The organism is Mesorhizobium sp. LCM 4577 (genome assembly GCF_001854795.2).
In the GTDB taxonomy this organism is placed as follows: domain Bacteria; phylum Pseudomonadota; class Alphaproteobacteria; order Rhizobiales; family Rhizobiaceae; genus Mesorhizobium; species Mesorhizobium plurifarium.
In genome coordinates, this window is the sequence record NZ_MDDU01000001.1 from 863,133 (window position 1) to 878,154 (window position 15,022).

Annotated in this window: 14 protein-coding genes; 6 read left to right on the forward strand and 8 right to left on the reverse strand. The window is 64.7% G+C overall.

The window, feature by feature from the left end:
- Positions 1-3: 3 nt before the first annotated feature.
- The 3 genes from LCM4577_RS04100 to LCM4577_RS04110 all read right to left on the reverse strand — a co-directional run bounded on the left by LCM4577_RS04100 (position 4) and on the right by LCM4577_RS04110 (position 3,129).
- Entirely contained in the window at positions 4-1,560 is a 1,557-nt protein-coding gene (locus LCM4577_RS04100) for an NADH-quinone oxidoreductase subunit NuoF (RefSeq protein ID WP_071069730.1), read from the reverse strand.
- Positions 1,557-2,036, reverse strand: coding sequence for a formate dehydrogenase subunit gamma (locus LCM4577_RS04105; protein WP_071036356.1), 480 nt, complete (start codon positions 2,034-2,036; stop codon positions 1,557-1,559). Before LCM4577_RS04105 ends, LCM4577_RS04100 begins: the two co-directional genes overlap by 4 nt.
- A gap of 193 nt (positions 2,037-2,229) precedes the next feature.
- Positions 2,230-3,129 carry a LysR family transcriptional regulator gene (locus LCM4577_RS04110; protein ID WP_040986075.1) on the reverse strand — a complete coding sequence of 300 codons (900 nt, stop codon included), beginning with the start codon at positions 3,127-3,129 and terminating at the stop codon, positions 2,230-2,232.
- A 159-nt stretch (positions 3,130-3,288) separates the two neighbouring features.
- Here LCM4577_RS04110 and LCM4577_RS04115 point away from each other — a divergent pair, with 159 nt between their 5' ends.
- Both LCM4577_RS04115 and LCM4577_RS04120 read left to right on the forward strand, forming a co-directional pair.
- Positions 3,289-3,930, forward strand: coding sequence for a DUF47 domain-containing protein (locus LCM4577_RS04115; protein ID WP_041001445.1), 642 nt, complete (start codon positions 3,289-3,291; stop codon positions 3,928-3,930).
- Positions 3,931-3,933: 3 nt separating this feature from the next.
- Positions 3,934-4,938: an inorganic phosphate transporter gene (locus LCM4577_RS04120; protein WP_040986073.1), complete on the forward strand. Its 1,005-nt coding sequence runs from the start codon at positions 3,934-3,936 to the stop codon at positions 4,936-4,938.
- Between the two features lie 25 nt (positions 4,939-4,963).
- Here the strand turns inward: LCM4577_RS04120 and LCM4577_RS04125 are convergent, their stop codons facing one another.
- Positions 4,964-5,341 carry a VOC family protein gene (locus tag LCM4577_RS04125; protein WP_071069732.1) on the reverse strand — a complete coding sequence of 126 codons (378 nt, stop codon included), beginning with the start codon at positions 5,339-5,341 and terminating at the stop codon, positions 4,964-4,966.
- Positions 5,342-5,546: 205 nt separating this feature from the next.
- Here LCM4577_RS04125 and LCM4577_RS04130 point away from each other — a divergent pair, with 205 nt between their 5' ends.
- Positions 5,547-6,722, forward strand: a complete 1,176-nt coding sequence (locus LCM4577_RS04130; RefSeq protein WP_071069734.1) for an Mrp/NBP35 family ATP-binding protein — start codon at positions 5,547-5,549, stop codon at positions 6,720-6,722.
- Positions 6,723-6,729: 7 nt separating this feature from the next.
- Here the strand turns inward: LCM4577_RS04130 and LCM4577_RS04135 are convergent, their stop codons facing one another.
- On the reverse strand, positions 6,730-7,179 hold the full coding sequence (locus tag LCM4577_RS04135; RefSeq protein ID WP_040986070.1) for a carbon monoxide dehydrogenase subunit G: 450 nt from the start codon (positions 7,177-7,179) through the stop codon (positions 6,730-6,732).
- 151 nt (positions 7,180-7,330) lie between these two features.
- On the opposite strand from LCM4577_RS04135, the gene LCM4577_RS04140 reads away from it, so the two are divergent.
- Entirely contained in the window at positions 7,331-9,136 is a 1,806-nt protein-coding gene (locus tag LCM4577_RS04140; protein ID WP_040986069.1) for an IlvD/Edd family dehydratase, read from the forward strand.
- A 129-nt stretch (positions 9,137-9,265) separates the two neighbouring features.
- Positions 9,266-9,664, forward strand: coding sequence for a hypothetical protein (locus LCM4577_RS04145; RefSeq protein WP_116389964.1), 399 nt, complete (start codon positions 9,266-9,268; stop codon positions 9,662-9,664).
- Here LCM4577_RS04145 and LCM4577_RS04150 read toward each other — a convergent pair whose 3' ends face one another.
- The 3 genes from LCM4577_RS04150 to LCM4577_RS04160 all read right to left on the reverse strand — a co-directional run bounded on the left by LCM4577_RS04150 (position 9,665) and on the right by LCM4577_RS04160 (position 13,231).
- A complete protein-coding gene (locus LCM4577_RS04150) occupies positions 9,665-11,254 on the reverse strand; it encodes a trimethylamine methyltransferase family protein (RefSeq protein WP_071069735.1) in 1,590 nt (529 codons plus the stop codon).
- A 221-nt stretch (positions 11,255-11,475) separates the two neighbouring features.
- Positions 11,476-12,969 (reverse strand): PLP-dependent aminotransferase family protein, encoded by a 1,494-nt coding sequence (locus LCM4577_RS04155; RefSeq protein WP_040986066.1) that lies wholly within the window; start codon positions 12,967-12,969, stop codon positions 11,476-11,478.
- A complete protein-coding gene (locus LCM4577_RS04160) occupies positions 12,953-13,231 on the reverse strand; it encodes a hypothetical protein (RefSeq protein WP_131803419.1) in 279 nt (92 codons plus the stop codon). The genes LCM4577_RS04155 and LCM4577_RS04160 overlap by 17 nt, the downstream gene beginning before the upstream one ends.
- A 147-nt stretch (positions 13,232-13,378) precedes the next feature.
- On the opposite strand from LCM4577_RS04160, the gene pgi reads away from it, so the two are divergent.
- The gene (gene pgi / locus LCM4577_RS04165) at positions 13,379-15,022 is read left to right on the forward strand and encodes a glucose-6-phosphate isomerase (RefSeq protein WP_071069738.1); all 1,644 of its coding nucleotides are present in this window, start codon (positions 13,379-13,381) and stop codon (positions 15,020-15,022) included.

Below are 15,022 nucleotides of genomic sequence, written 5' to 3' on the forward strand. Positions count from 1 at the left end.
CTCCTATTCAGCCGCCACGCGCGCCGGCGCGGGCTTGAAATCCTCGGGGAAGTGCGTGATCGAACTCATCACCGGATAGGGCGTGAAGCCGCCCAGCGCGCAGAGCGATCCGAACTTCATCGTGTTGCAGAGGTCAGTGACCAGGGCGAGGTTCTTCTCCGCCTCGATGCCCGCGGCGACCTTGTCCAGGACCTCCACGCCGCGCGTCGAGCCGATCCGGCAGGGCGTGCACTTGCCGCAGCTTTCGATGGCGCAGAACTCCATGGCGAAGCGCGCCTGCTTCAGCATGTCGGCCGTCTCGTCGAATACGGTGATGCCGGCATGGCCGATCAGTCCGTCGCGCTTGGCGAATTCCTCGTAATCGAAGGGCGTGTCGAACAAAGCGCGCGGGAAATAGGCGCCGAGCGGTCCTCCGACCTGCACCGCCTTCACCGGACGGCCCGAAGCCGTGCCGCCGCCGATCTCGTCGACGATCTCGCCGAGCGTCAGGCCGAAGGCCGTCTCGAACAGGCCGCCATTTTTGACATTGCCCGCGATCTGGATCGGGATCGTGCCGCGAGAGCGGCCCATGCCGAAATCCTTGTAGTAGGCCGCGCCCTTGTCCATGATGATCGGCACCGAGGCCAGGCTGATTACATTGTTGATCACCGTCGGCTTGCCGAACAACCCTTGGATGGCCGGCAGCGGCGGCTTGGCGCGCACGACGCCGCGCTTGCCTTCGAGGCTGTTCAAGAGCGAGGTTTCCTCGCCGCAGACATAGGCGCCGGCGCCGACGCGGATTTCCATGTCGAAGGCGTTGGGCGAACCCAGCACATTGACGCCGAGCACGCCCGCCTGGCGCGCGATCGCGACGGCCCTGTTCATCGTCGCCACCGCATGCGGATATTCCGAGCGGATATAGACGAAACCCTTGGTCGCACCGGTGGCGATGCCGGCGATCGCCATGCCTTCGATCAGCACGAAGGGATCGCCTTCCATGATCATGCGGTCGGCGAAAGTGGCGCTGTCGCCCTCGTCGGCGTTGCAGACGATGTATTTCTGCGCGCCCGCCGTATCCAGCACCGTCTTCCACTTGATGCCGGTCGGGAAGCCGGCGCCGCCGCGACCGCGCAGGCCCGACTCGGTCACCTGCTTGACGATTTCGGCCGGCGCCATGGCGACGGCGTTCTGCAGGCCGCGCAAACCGCCCAGCGACTTGTAGGCGTCGAGCGACAGCGGGTCGTTGATGCCGCAGCGTGCGAAGGTCAGGCGCGTCTGCTTGGCGAAGAAGGGGATCTTGTCGGGCGCGCCCAGCCAGCGCTTGTGGTGGCCGCCCTTGAGGAAGCCGCTGTCGAACAGGCTTTTGACGTCGGACGGCTTGACCGGGCCATAGGCGACGCGGCCCGTCTCGGTGGCCACCTCGACCATCGGCTCCAGGAAATAGGCGCCGCGCGAGCCGTTGCGCACGATCTTGGCCTCGACGCCGCGTTCCTTGAGCTCGGCTTCGATCGCCCTGGCGACCTTATCGGCGCCGAGCGCGATGGCGCCGGAATCGCAGGGGATATAGATGCGCGGGATCATGAACGCACCTCCGCGACGATCTCTTCGATCTTCTCGTCATCGAGCCGGCCGATGACTTCGCCGTCGAGCATCGCCGACGGCGAGCAGGCGCAAAGCCCGAGGCAATAGACCGGCTCCAGTGTAACCGATCCGTCGCGGGCGGTCTCGTGGAAATCGATGCCGAGCAACTGCTTGACCTTGGCCGCGACGGCGTCCGAGCCCATCGACTGGCAGGCTTCCGCCTGGCAGAGCTTCAGCACGTGCCGTCCGGCAGGCTTGGCGCGGAAATCGTGGTAGAAGCTGACCACGCCGTGCACCTCGGCCCGGGAAAGGTTCAGCCCATCGGCGATCACCGGCAGAGCGTCCTTCGGAACGTGCCCGAACTCTTCCTGTATGCTGTGCAGGATCGGCAGCAGCGGGCCTTCGAGGCCCTTCATCTCGTCAACGATCGCCGCCGTGCGCGACGCGATCTCGGTACTTGCGGCCTGCATGGTCACGCAGCGCCCTCCCTGGTCGTGGCGGCCAATGTATGTCACCCCTGGATATAGAGCGTTTTCGGGGCAACGACATGCATAGGGCGCAATATCGCTAAGTCCTTACGAAATCAGAGGAAACCCCTGAAATCAATAAAGCGCTCCCGTCGCTTGATAGAAATTTTCTATCAAAATGCGGCGGCTCGCATTGTCTAGCCTAGCGATGGGCGCGGAAATCGTCCGCCAGCGCCATCGCCTCGTCCAGAAGCGCCTGCACCAGCGGCGTGTGCGGCTCGCGTGGCGCCGCCACCAGCCCGACCGTGTGGCTGGCATCCGGCTCGACGATGGGGATCGCCCGGATGGGCTCGGAAAAGCCGAATGTTTCCGCAAGGTTGAGCGGCATGATTGACGACCATTTGCCGGTACGGATATGCGAGAACAGCACGATCATCGAATTGGATTCCAGCGTCGGCCGCACCTGCACGCCGGCTTCCGCCAGATGCTGGTCGATGATGCGGCGGTTCTGCATGTCCGGCGTAAGAAGACAGAGCGGCAGATGGCTGATCTCGGCCCACGTCACTTTGTCGCGGTCAAAATAGGGGTTCCCGACCGCCGTGATCAGCTGATAGCGCTCGTCATAGAGCGGCACGCTGGTGACGCGTCCGAGCGGCTCGTTGTCGAGATAGGTGATGCCGGCGTCGACATCGAAATTGCCGAGCAGCGACAGCACCTCGATCGAGGTGCGCGACAGCACCGAGAAGGTGACGCCCGGGTGCTTTTCGCGGAACGGCGTGGTCAGCCGCGCCACCATGGCCAGCGCCGTCGGTATCGCGGCGATGCGGATGCGCCCGGACAGGCCGTGGCGCGCCGCCCGCATCTCCTCGCGCATGGTCCTTGTATCGCCGACGATGCGACGCGCCCAGCCCAGCACCTGCTTGCCTTCCGGCGTCAGGCCCTGGAAGCGCGAACCGCGCAGCACCAGCATGACGCCGAGCTGCTCCTCGAGCTGCTTGATGCCGGCCGACAAGGTCGGCTGGGTGACGCCGCACACCTCCGCGGCCCGGCCGAAATGCTCCTCCTTGGCCAAGGCGATAAAGAATTCCAGCTTGTCGATCATGCCATCCGGTCCGCGGCGTTCGCCCCAAGGTCGGGGAAATCGCATCGCTTCGCAAGACATACGCGCAATCGGATCTCGTCCACATTTTTGAGCCGGCTATCTGTTTTCCCGCGCCGCGCATGGCGCTATGTGGGGGTAGGGCGGATTGAGGAGGACGACGTGCTGGGTTGGTTTCGCAAGCTCTTGCCGCGCGAGGATCGCTTCTTCGATCTGTTCGAGCGGCATTCGCGCACCGTGGTCGGCGGCGCCGAGGCCCTCGAGCAGCTGCTCAGCGGCAACGACATCGACCGCTGGTGCCAGAAGATCATCGATCTCGAAAACGAGGCTGACGGCATCACCGCCGAGGTCCTGCTTGCCGTCAGGCGCTCCTTCATCACGCCATTCGATCGCGGCGACATCAAGGACCTGATCCAATCGATGGATGACGCCATCGACATGATGCACAAAACCGTCAAGACGGTGAAATTGTTCGAGGTCAGGGAGTTCGATCCACTGATGCGAGAAATGGGCGGCGTCATCGTCCAGGCTGCCCGGTTGGTCGCGGAGGCGATCCCGCTGTTGGGCAAGGTGGGCGCGAACGCCGCGCGTCTCAACGCCATCGCCGAGGAGGTGATGCGCGTCGAGGGCCGCGCCGACGACCTGCACGAGCAGGGCCTGAAAGACCTGTTCAAGCGTCACGGCCGCGGCGACGCCATGGCATATCTGATCGGCTCGGAGATTTATGGCCAGCTGGAGAAAGTGGTCGACCGGTTCGAGGATGTCGCCAATGAGATCAGCGGCATCGTCATCGAGAACGTTTAGGCGATGGAAGCAACGATCGCGTTCCCCCTGCTGGTCGGCCTCGTCGCCGTGGCGTTGTTCTTCGATTTCCTCAACGGCCTGCACGATGCCGCCAACTCGATCGCGACCATCGTCTCCACCCGGGTGCTCAGGCCGCATTACGCGGTGTTCTGGGCGGCATTCTTCAATTTCATCGCCTTCCTGTTCTTCGGCCTGCATGTCGCTGAGACGGTGGGAAAGGGCATCGTCGACGCCAGCATCGTCACGCCGGCGGTAATCTTCTCGGCACTTGTCGGGGCCATCGTCTGGAACATCGTCACCTGGGTCGCCGGCATTCCGTCGAGCAGCTCGCACGCGCTGATCGGCGGACTGGTCGGCGCGGGCGTCGCCAAGGCCGGAACCGGCGCCATCGTCTGGTCCGGGCTCGGCAAGACGGTCGCGGCCATCGTGCTTTCGCCGGCGACCGGATTCGTGCTGGCGCTCGTCCTTGTGGCCATCGTCTCCTGGCTGTTCGTGCGCCAGACGCCGTTTGCCGTCGACAACACCTTTCGCGTGCTGCAGTTCTTTTCCGCCTCGCTCTATTCTCTGGGGCATGGCGGCAACGACGCGCAGAAGACCATGGGCATCATAGCCGTGCTGCTCTATTCGCAAGGCGCGCTCGGCCCCGCTTTCTATGTGCCGCTATGGGTGGTCCTCACCTGCCAGTCGGCGCTGGCGCTGGGTACGCTGTTCGGCGGCTGGCGCATCGTCCACACCATGGGCTCGAAGATCACGCGGCTGAACCCCATGCAGGGTTTTTGCGCCGAGACCGGCGGCGCCATCACGCTGTTCGCCGCCACATGGCTTGGTGTCCCGGTCTCGACCACGCACACCATCACCGGCGCCATCATCGGCGTGGGCGCCGCCCGCCGCGTCTCGGCCGTGCGCTGGGGTATCGCCGGAAACATCGTCGTCGCCTGGGTGATCACCTTGCCGGCGACGGCGGCGATTTCGGCGTTGACCTATCTCGCGACGCGACTGGCCGCATGACGCGGCCCGGGTCGCCGCCGCGTCACTATTCGCCCACCAGGTTCAGGATATTGCCGTCCGGATCCTTGAACCAGGCGACCTTCATGCCTTGACCGACATGGATGTCGCCCTCCAGAGTCAGTCCAGGCATTTCGTAGTGCTCGAAACTGACGCCCTTCGATCTCAGCGACTTGACGATCGGCTCGATCCCGTCGCCTACCGCCCACGTCACAGCCGTCGCCTTGTTGGTGCCGGCGAACTGCGAATGATAGACGTTGATGACTGTGTCGCCGCTTTTATAGACGACCAGCTCGCCGCCCATGTCGTCAACTTGTTTGAGGCCGAGCGTTCCTTCGTAGAACGCCTTGGCCTTCTCCAGGTCCTTCACCGCGAGATTGGCTGTCGCATTGCTGTTTTGGAGCATGACGGTCTCCTTCACAGATTGTCGTGGTGACAGTGGAGATAGCGCGGGCGGGTCGTTTGGCCATGGCCAGGCTCGAAGCTCGATCCCGATGCAAATCCGACGTGAGCCGTCGCTTTCCGGGGCACGCTCGGCGGGCCATTGCGCCACGGCTTGGTTCCGCCGGCAAACTGCACTATCTGGAACGCCAAAGCCCCGAGGAAATATCATGACCGTTACCAAGGAATCCGTCGTCGAGCGCCTGAAGACGGTGAACGGGCCGGACTTCACCGGCAACATCGTCGATCTCGGCATGGTTTCGGAGATTTTCATCGCCGATTCCAAGGTCTTCTTCTCGATCACCGTCCCAGCCGCGCGCGCCCAGGAGCTGGAGCCGCTGCGCGCCGCCGCCGAGCGCGCGGTGAAGGCCATCCCCGGCGTCGCCAGCGCCGTCGTCGCGCTGACCGCCGAGAAAAAGGGCGGCGGCATGGAGGCGCCGGTTCCGGCGCGCCCGGCGCCCCCGCGACCCGCAACGCCGCAGCCGGCACCGCAACGTCCCGCGCCGCACGCGCCCGCATCGCAGAGCCACGGCAAGCGCGGCGTGCCCGGCATCGACGTCATCATCGCCGTCGCCTCCGGCAAGGGCGGCGTCGGCAAGTCGACCACCGCGGTTAATCTCGCTCTCGGCCTCGCCGCCAACGGGCTGAAGGTCGGCGTGCTCGATGCCGATATCTACGGCCCGTCCATGCCCCGGCTGCTCAACATCCACGGCCGGCCGCAGACCGTCGACGGCAAGGTGCTGAAGCCGATGCAGAATTACGGCCTCAAGGTGATGTCGATGGGCTTCCTCGTCGACGAGGAGACGCCGATGATCTGGCGCGGCCCGATGGTGATGTCGGCGCTGACGCAGATGCTGCGCGAGGTCGAATGGGGCCCGCTCGACGTGCTGGTGGTCGACATGCCGCCCGGCACCGGCGACGCCCAGCTCACCATGGCCCAGCAGGTGCCGCTCGCCGGCGCCGTCATCGTCTCGACGCCGCAGGACCTGGCGCTGATCGACGCTCGCAAGGGCCTCAACATGTTCAAGAAAGTCGACGTGCCGCTGCTCGGCATCGTCGAGAATATGAGCTATTTCCTCGCCCCCGACACCGGCAAGCGCTACGATATTTTCGGCCATGGCGGCGCGCGCCGCGAGGCTGAGCGCCTCGGCGTCACCTTCCTCGGCGAGGTGCCGCTGGAAATGGGTATCCGCGAAAGCTCGGACGCGGGCGCGCCGGTCGTCGCCTCCAAGCCCGAGGGCGCGGAGGCGAAAATCTACCGCGACATCGCCGCGAAGGTCTGGGAGCGGGTCCAGCAAGAGCGCGGTGCGGCCGAAGCCGCCGTGCCGAGCATCGTGTTCGAATAGCCTTCGGTCAGGCGCCGACCTTCTCGCCAAACGTCGAGAAGAACTGCCCGGCGAGCTTCTTCGACGTCGATTCGATCAGACGGCTGCCGAGCTGCGCGATCTTGCCGCCGACCTCGGCCTTGGCTGCATATTTAAGCACCGTCGAGTCCGGCCCGTCGGCGGTCAGCGTCACGTCGGCGCCGCCTTTGGCGAAGCCGGCAATGCCGCCCTTGCCTTCGCCCTGGATGGTGTAGGAATGCGGCGGCTTGAGGTTCTTCAGCGTCACTTCGCCGTTGAAGGTCGCCTTGATCGGTCCGATCTTGAGCACCACGGTCGCCGCCATCTCGGTGGCCGAATTCATCTCCAGGCTCTGGCAACCGGGAATGGCTTCCTTCAGGATCTCCGGGTCGTTGAGGGCTTCCCACACTTTCTCGACGGGTGCGGCGATCCGCTCCTCGCCTTCGATCACCAAAGCCATCAAGACCTCCCCGATTTGCTGATGCCGATTGGTCGTAGCGCGTGGGCCGAAACAAGTCTATCGCACCAAAGTCCGGGTTCGGGCGGCGCCTGCCTCTTGCTTGCGCTCGCGCGTTGTCATATCGATTTGTCATACAAATACGGAGACCACCATGGCAGGCGCCCCCACCAAGAAGAAGAAATTTCGCTCGCAGGAGTGGTTCGACAATCCAGACAATCCCGGCATGACAGCGCTCTATCTCGAGCGCTACCTCAACTACGGCCTGACGCGCGCCGAACTGATGTCGGGCAAGCCACTGATCGGCATCGCGCAGACCGGTTCCGACCTCTCGCCCTGTAACCGGCATCACCTCGAGCTCGCCAAGCGCGTGCGCGAAGGCATCGTCTCGATGGGCGGCATCCCCTTCGAGTTCCCGTGCCATCCGATCCAGGAGACCGGCAAGCGCCCGACAGCCGCGCTCGACCGCAACCTGGCCTATCTCAGCCTCGTCGAGGTGCTCTACGGCTATCCGCTCGACGGCGTCGTGCTCACCATCGGCTGCGACAAGACCACGCCCGCGCTCTTGATGGCGGCGGCCACCGTCAACATTCCGGCAATCGCGCTGTCGGTCGGCCCGATGCTCAACGGCTGGCACAAGGGCAAGCGCACAGGCTCCGGCACCATCGTCTGGGAATCCCGGCAACGGCTCTCGGCCGGCGAGATCAACTATGACGAGTTCATGGACATTGTCGCCTCCTCGGCGCCGTCGACCGGCTACTGCAACACCATGGGCACCGCCACCACGATGAATTCGCTGGCCGAGGCGCTCGGCATGCAGCTCCCCGGTTCGGCCGCCATTCCAGCGCCCTATCGCGAGCGCGGCCAGATCGCCTACGAGACCGGCAAGCGCATCGTCGACATGGTGCACGAGGACCTGAAGCCGTCCGACATCATGACGCGCCAGGCCTTCGAGAACGCCATCGTCGTCAACTCTGCCATCGGCGGTTCAACCAATGCGCCGATCCACTTGAACGCGATTGCCCGCCACCTCGGCGTGCCGCTCGACAATGACGACTGGCAGAAGATCGGCCTCAACATTCCGCTCCTCGTCAACCTGCAGCCGACAGGCGAGTATCTCGGCGAGGACTACCACCACGCCGGCGGCGTGCCGGCGGTCGTCGCCGAATTGATGAAGGCCGGGCTCCTGCCGCATCCGGGCGCAGTCACCGCCAACGGTAAGACGATGGGCGACAATTGCAAGGACGCCGTCAACGAGAACCACGACGTCATCCGCAGCGCCGACAAGCCGCTCAAGGCCAATGCCGGCTTCATCAACCTCAAGGGCAATCTGTTCGATTCCGCGATCATGAAGACCAGCGGCATCTCGCCGGAATTCCGCGAGCGCTACCTCTCCAACCCGAACGATCCGGAAGCCTTCGAGGGAAATGCCATCGTCTTCGACGGACCGGAGGATTACCACGCCCGCATCGACGATCCGGCGCAGGGCATCGACGAGCACACCATCCTGTTCATGCGCGGCGCCGGCCCGGTCGGCTATCCGGGCGGCGCCGAGGTGGTCAACATGCAGCCGCCGGCCTACCTCATCAAGAAGGGCATCCATTCGCTGGCCTGTATTGGCGACGGCCGCCAGTCCGGCACCTCCGGCTCGCCGTCGATCCTCAACGCCTCGCCGGAAGCCGCGATCGGCGGCGGCCTGGCGCTGCTCAAGACCGGCGACCGCGTCCGCATCGATTTGAAGAAGGGCACGGCCAACATTCTCGTCAGCGACGAGGAGATTGCCAAACGGCGCGCCGCGCTGCAGGGCAATGGCGGCTATCACTACCCCAAGCACCAGACACCGTGGCAGGAGATCCAGCGCGGCATGGTCGACCAGTTCTCGGCCGGCATGGTGCTGAAGCCGGCGGTGAAGTACCAGGACGTCGCCCATACCAGCGGCGTGCCGCGCGACAATCACTGAGCATGTAGCCGGCTAAATCATGAGGGCGGCTTGCCGATGGCAGGCCGCCCTTTTTCGTGCCCTTGTTTCGGCTACGTTCAACGCACAGATAAGGTCGATCCCGGCAGGCTGCGAAGGGTAGAGACTATTTTGGCGAAACGGCATTCTTCCCTGGGCTTCCTCGGCATGTTCGGCCGCTCCAGCGATCTGCGCCAGCTCGACGAGGCGCTGCGCGCGGCCGATCTGCACCCGGCCCTGGTGCCGGAGGGCGTGAAACTCACCATCGTCAATCTGATGAACGACCGCTGGCCCGATGAGCCGCCGGCACAAGCCTATCATTCCGTGGCGCAGCTCTGCGGCTATTGCGTCGCCGGGCCGCAGGTGTTCGAGCAGGCCAATGGTCGCGAGCCGACCTTGGCGGTCGAGCGCCGCATCGAGGCGGCGCTGGAGGCCGGCGACAGTTTCGACGCGCAGATCGTGCTGATGACGCTGCATGCCAAGCTGATCAACGCCGAGGTCGTCGAGCGCTACGGGCTGAGTGTGGAGTAATCAGCCGCCCATCTTGCTGCGCGGCAGCTTGATCATCTCGCCGAAGCGGGCGCGCAATTTGTCGTCGAGAACACGCGAGACGTGGCGCGGGAAACGCTCGGCAAGCACGCGCTTCTTCTCCGCGATCGCCCGCGACAGGATATCAGGCCGGCCCTTTTCGTTCCATTCCTTGGGCGAGAACCGGTCGCCGACGGCGGGATAGAAATACTCGGTCTGCATCAGCTTCAGCGTCTGATCGTTGCCGAGATAGTGTCCGGGACCCTTGAGGCAGACATCGGCGATGGTGTCGATCGACAGCGCGTCGTCGGTCACCTCGATGCCGCGCACGCAGCGCAGGCAATGTCCGAGCATGTCGTTGTCGATGATCAGGCTTTCGAGGCAGAAGCCGAGCAGCGAGGCATGCATGCCCGCCGATTCATAGACCAGGTTCAGGCCGGACAGGCCCGCCATGACATTGGTGATGCCCTTCTCGTAGCCGGCCTGGATGTCGGGCAGCTTGGAGTCCGACATGCCGGCGGCAGACCCGCCGGGCAGGTCGTAATATTGCGCCATCTGCGCGCAGGCCGCGGTCAGCACCGCCTGCTCGGCCGAGCCGCCGGACATGGCGCCGGTGCGGAGGTCCGAGACGAACGGCCAGGTGCCGAAGATCGCCGGATGTCCGGGCTTGATGGCGTTGACATAGACCAGTCCCATCAGCACTTCGGCCACCGCCTGCACGACGGCGCCGGCAATCGCGGCAGGTGCCGTGGCGCCGGCCTGGCCGGCCGACAAAAGCAGGATCGGAATGCCGCCTTCGACGCAGGCCTCGAGAACGCCGCAGGCATCCTCGGCGAACTTCATCGGCGGCACCACGAAGCAGTTCGAATTCGACACGAATGGCCGCGCGCGGAAATTCTCCTCGCCGCCGGCGATCGCATAGAGCATTTCCAGCGCCGGCTTGACGTTCTCGCGCACGGTGAACGAGGTGCCGACATGCTTGGACGTTCCCATCACGCAGGCATAGAGCGTGTTGAAATCCATATCGAGCGGATCGGGGATGTCGCGCGGCACCATGGTGCGCTGGAAGAAATGGATGTTGTCCAGCCCATCGACGATGCGCGCGGCATCGTAGAGATCCTGCAGCAGCGACTCGCGATACTCGCGCTTCTCGACATCGACCAGATGCACCGCGGCGCCCGCCGTGCCGAAATGCACGCGCTTGCCCTGGATCGTCATGTCGTGCTTCGGATCCTGGCCGTAGAGGGTGAAGTTGCGTGCAGCCTTCTTGATCGTGTCCAGCACCAGCGCGCGCGGCAGCCGGATGCGGCCATCGTCGCCATAGGTGCCGCCGACCCGGGTCAGCGCCTCGATGCAGGACGGAATGGCATTGGCGAAGCCGACCGTCTCCAGGAGGGTCAGCACCGCTTCGTGGATGCGCTCCTGGTCGTTCTGGCTCAATGGGCCATAGCTGCCGCCTTCAAGCCCCGGCCGCACCGGACGGATATCGTCTGCCAAGGGCGCCGCCCGCATCGCGCGGCGCGCTTCGCGCCCGCCGGATCGCCGCGAACGCTGGTCCGACGACGATTCCTGCTTCTCGAGAGCCACTGACATGGAAGCACTCCACCTTTTGTCTAAACTGCGAGGCGGCACGCGGCGGTTGGTCCACCATCGTCTGCCTCGTCCCCTTCTGGCCCCGACTATGCCGCCGGCATTGGTACAGCCTATGGGCCAAGCAATCCCGTCGAATATGCCAGGATCCTAAAGCAACGGGGTGTGTGCCAAAACAAAAAGAGCCGGCGCGGCGCCGGCTCTTTTTAGGAAATCAGTGGCGATCAGGCGGCAGCGGGCCTACGGCCGGCGGCGGTGGCGAGTTCGCGGATGCCCGGCTCGATATGCTGCAGCGAGATCGAGGAGATGCCCAAGCGCATGAAACGAGAGGGCTTTTCGCTGCGATCGAAGAACCGGTCGCCGGGTTCGATGATGACGCTGCGCGAAGCGGCCGCTTCCGCCAGGCCACGGGAATCGGTGCCGCGCGGCCCTTCCAGCCAGAGCGAGGTGCCGCCCGCCGAGTCGGTCGAGCGCCATTCTGGCAGGAAAGCGGAAATCGCATGGACCAGACGCTTGCGCCGCTCGTCGAAGGCAGCGGAGAGCCTGCGCACCAGCGCCTCGTGGTGGCCGAGCGACAGGAACAGCGCCACCGCGCGCTGGTTGTTCGCCGGCGGGTGCCTCAGCATGAAGCGGCGCAGCGCGCGAAGCTCGGCGATCAGTCCCGCCGAGGCCACGATGTAGCCAAGCCTCAGGCCCGGAGCGAGCGTCTTCGACATCGAGCCGACATAGATGACGCGGCCGGAGCGGTCGAGGCTCTTCAGCGCCTGCTGCGGCGCCTCGTCGAGCAACTGGCTGTCATAGCCGTCCTCGATGATGATCTGGTTGTTGCGGTTGGCRCGCGCCAGAAGGTCCTGCCGCCGCTCCGCCGACAAGGGCACCATGGTCGGGCAGTGGTGGCTGGGCGTGACGAAGACGAAGCCGGAATCGCTCGGGATCGACGAAGTCACGATGCCCGACTGATCGACCGGAACCGGCTGGATATCGGCGCCGGCCAGCCGGAAGATCGAGCGGGCGTCGGGATAGCCGGGGTCCTCCATCGCCACTTTCGAGCCCTTGGTCATCAACAGCGAAGCGAGCATGTAGAGCGCGTTCTGCGCGCCCAGCGTCACGATGATCTCGTCCGGATTGGCGAAGATGCCGCGCCGCGGCAGGAGCCTGGCCTGGATCTGCTCGATCAGCAGCGGATCGTCGCGATCCACCATGTCGGACGCCCAGTTGCGGATCTCCAGCACCGCCAGTGCCATGCGGTTGCACTCGCGCCATTCGGCGGTTGGAAACAGCGCCGGATCGAACTGGCCGTAGACGAACGGATAGGAGGACTTGATCCAGTTGTCGTGCTTGGCCGGCGGCGGCATGTCGCTTGCGGCGATCTGCCGGCGCGCCTTCCAGTCGATCTCATTCTGCTGGTCCGGCGCCTTCTGGTGCGGCTTTGCGGGGGTGGCCAGCACGTCAGGGTTGACGAAATGGCCGCGCCGCTCGCGCGCCACCAGGAAACCCTGGTCGACCAGTTGCTGGAAGGCGAGCACCACTGTGCCGCGGGCAACCCCAAGTTTTTCCGCGAGAATTCGGCACGACGGCAGCGGCATCGAGGCGGCGATCTGTCGGTCGAGAATGGCCGCGACGATCGCTTGGCGGATTTGCGCCTGGAGGGTTTGGCCGGATTCAGCCGAAATTCGGAACAGACCGGACCATATGGCCGTGTCATTGCGCTGTGGCATGGGAAATCTTCCTCGGATGGCCAGCTGTTTTCACTTGGCTGGACCAGTGGAGTGTATGGGTGGCATAAGGGGTTGCGCCAATCAATTTTTCTGATCGCTGGGATTTATGCCAGTGATCTATCAGGGCGCGATGCGAAGCATCGTCGCCCGCGACGCGCAGCGTCGTCGCCCGCGATGTAAGCGCGACGCTCAGCATCGTCGCGGCACCAACCCAAGGCGCGACGCGCAGCCTCGTAGCCCCGGCGCACGGCACCTTCACCATCCAACACTCCCCTCATCAAAGCGTGATGCAGTGCGGCAAAGCCGCGCTTGAACGAAATGGAAATCGGCTAGATAGAATGACGCGCCGACACGCGCCGGAAACATCCGGCCTGCTAAAATGGTCTAAAAACCCGCCAGGAGCCCGCCAGTGGACCAGCCAACCTTCGACAAGCAACTTGCCGCCTTGCGCGACCAGCGCGCGGCGGCCAAGGGCTCGATGCGCGAGGCCTTCGCCGCCGATCCCAGGCGCTTCGAGACATTTTCCGCCACCGATGGCGATCTTCTGCTCGACTGGTCGAAATGCGCGGTCGACGCAAATACGATGACGATGCTGGAAAAGCTCGCGGATGCGGCCGATCTTGCGGGACGCCGCGCCGCCATGTTCGAAGGCAAGAAGATCAACATCACCGAGAACCGCGCCGTGCTGCACATCGCGCTGCGCAACCTGACCGGCAAGAGCGTGATCGTCGACGGCCAGGACACCAAGGCCGACGTGATCGCCGTGCTCGACGCCATGGGCGCCTTCGCCGACGCCATCCGCTCCGGCAAGGCGCTAGGTGCCACCGGCAAGAAGATCACCGACATCGTCAACATCGGCATCGGCGGTTCGGACCTCGGCCCGGCGATGGTGACGCTGGCGCTTGCGCCCTATCATGACGGGCCGCGCGCGCATTATGTCTCCAATGTCGACGGCGCCCATATCCATGACACGCTGAAGGGCCTGTCTGCGGAAACCACGCTGTTCATCGTCGCCTCCAAGACCTTCACCACCGTCGAGACGATGACGAATGCCGAGACGGCGCGCGACTGGGTTCAGAAGGCGCTGGGTAAGGAAGCGGTCGGCAAGCATTTCGCCGCCGTCTCGACCGCCCTCGACCTGGTTGCGAAGTTCGGCATCGAGCAGGACCGCGTCTTCGGCTTCTGGGACTGGGTCGGCGGCCGCTACTCGGTCTGGAGCGCCATCGGCCTGCCGGTGATGATTTCCGTCGGCCCGCGCAACTTCCGCGCTTTCCTAGACGGCGCGCATGAGATGGACGAGCATTTCCGCTCGGCACCCATGCAGAAGAACCTGCCGGTGCTGCTGGGGCTGATCGGCTGGTGGCATCGCGTCGTCTGCAAATATCCGGCCCGCGCCGTCATCCCTTACGATCAGCGCCTGTCGCGTCTGCCCGCCTATCTACAGCAGCTCGATATGGAATCGAACGGCAAGAGCGTCACGCTGGACGGCGCCGCCGTCGCCACGCCGACCGGCCCGCTGGTCTGGGGCGAGCCCGGCACCAACGGCCAGCATGCCTTCTTCCAGCTCCTGCATCAGGGCACCGACTTCATCCCGGTCGAGTTCCTCGCCGCGGCGATAGGCCACGAGCCCGAGCTGAAGCACCAGCATGATCTCCTGCTCGCCAACTGCCTGGCGCAGTCGGAGGCCTTCATGAAGGGGCRCACGCTGGAAGAGGCGCGCGCGCAGATGCTGGCCAAGGGCATGAARCCGGCCGATGTCGACCGCATCGCGCCGCACCGCGTCTTCTCCGGCAACCGCCCGTCGCTCACCATCCTCTACCGCAAGCTCGATCCGCGCACATTGGGCCGCATAATCGCTCTCTATGAGCATCGCGTCTTCGTCGAAGGCACGCTGTTCAACATCAATTCCTTCGACCAATGGGGCGTCGAACTCGGCAAGGAACTGGCGACAGGTCTGCTGCCTGTCGTTGAGGGCAAGGAGACTGCCGCAAAACGCGACGCCTCGACTGCCGGACTGGTGGCTCATATCCACCAATTGCGTGGCGTGGAGTAA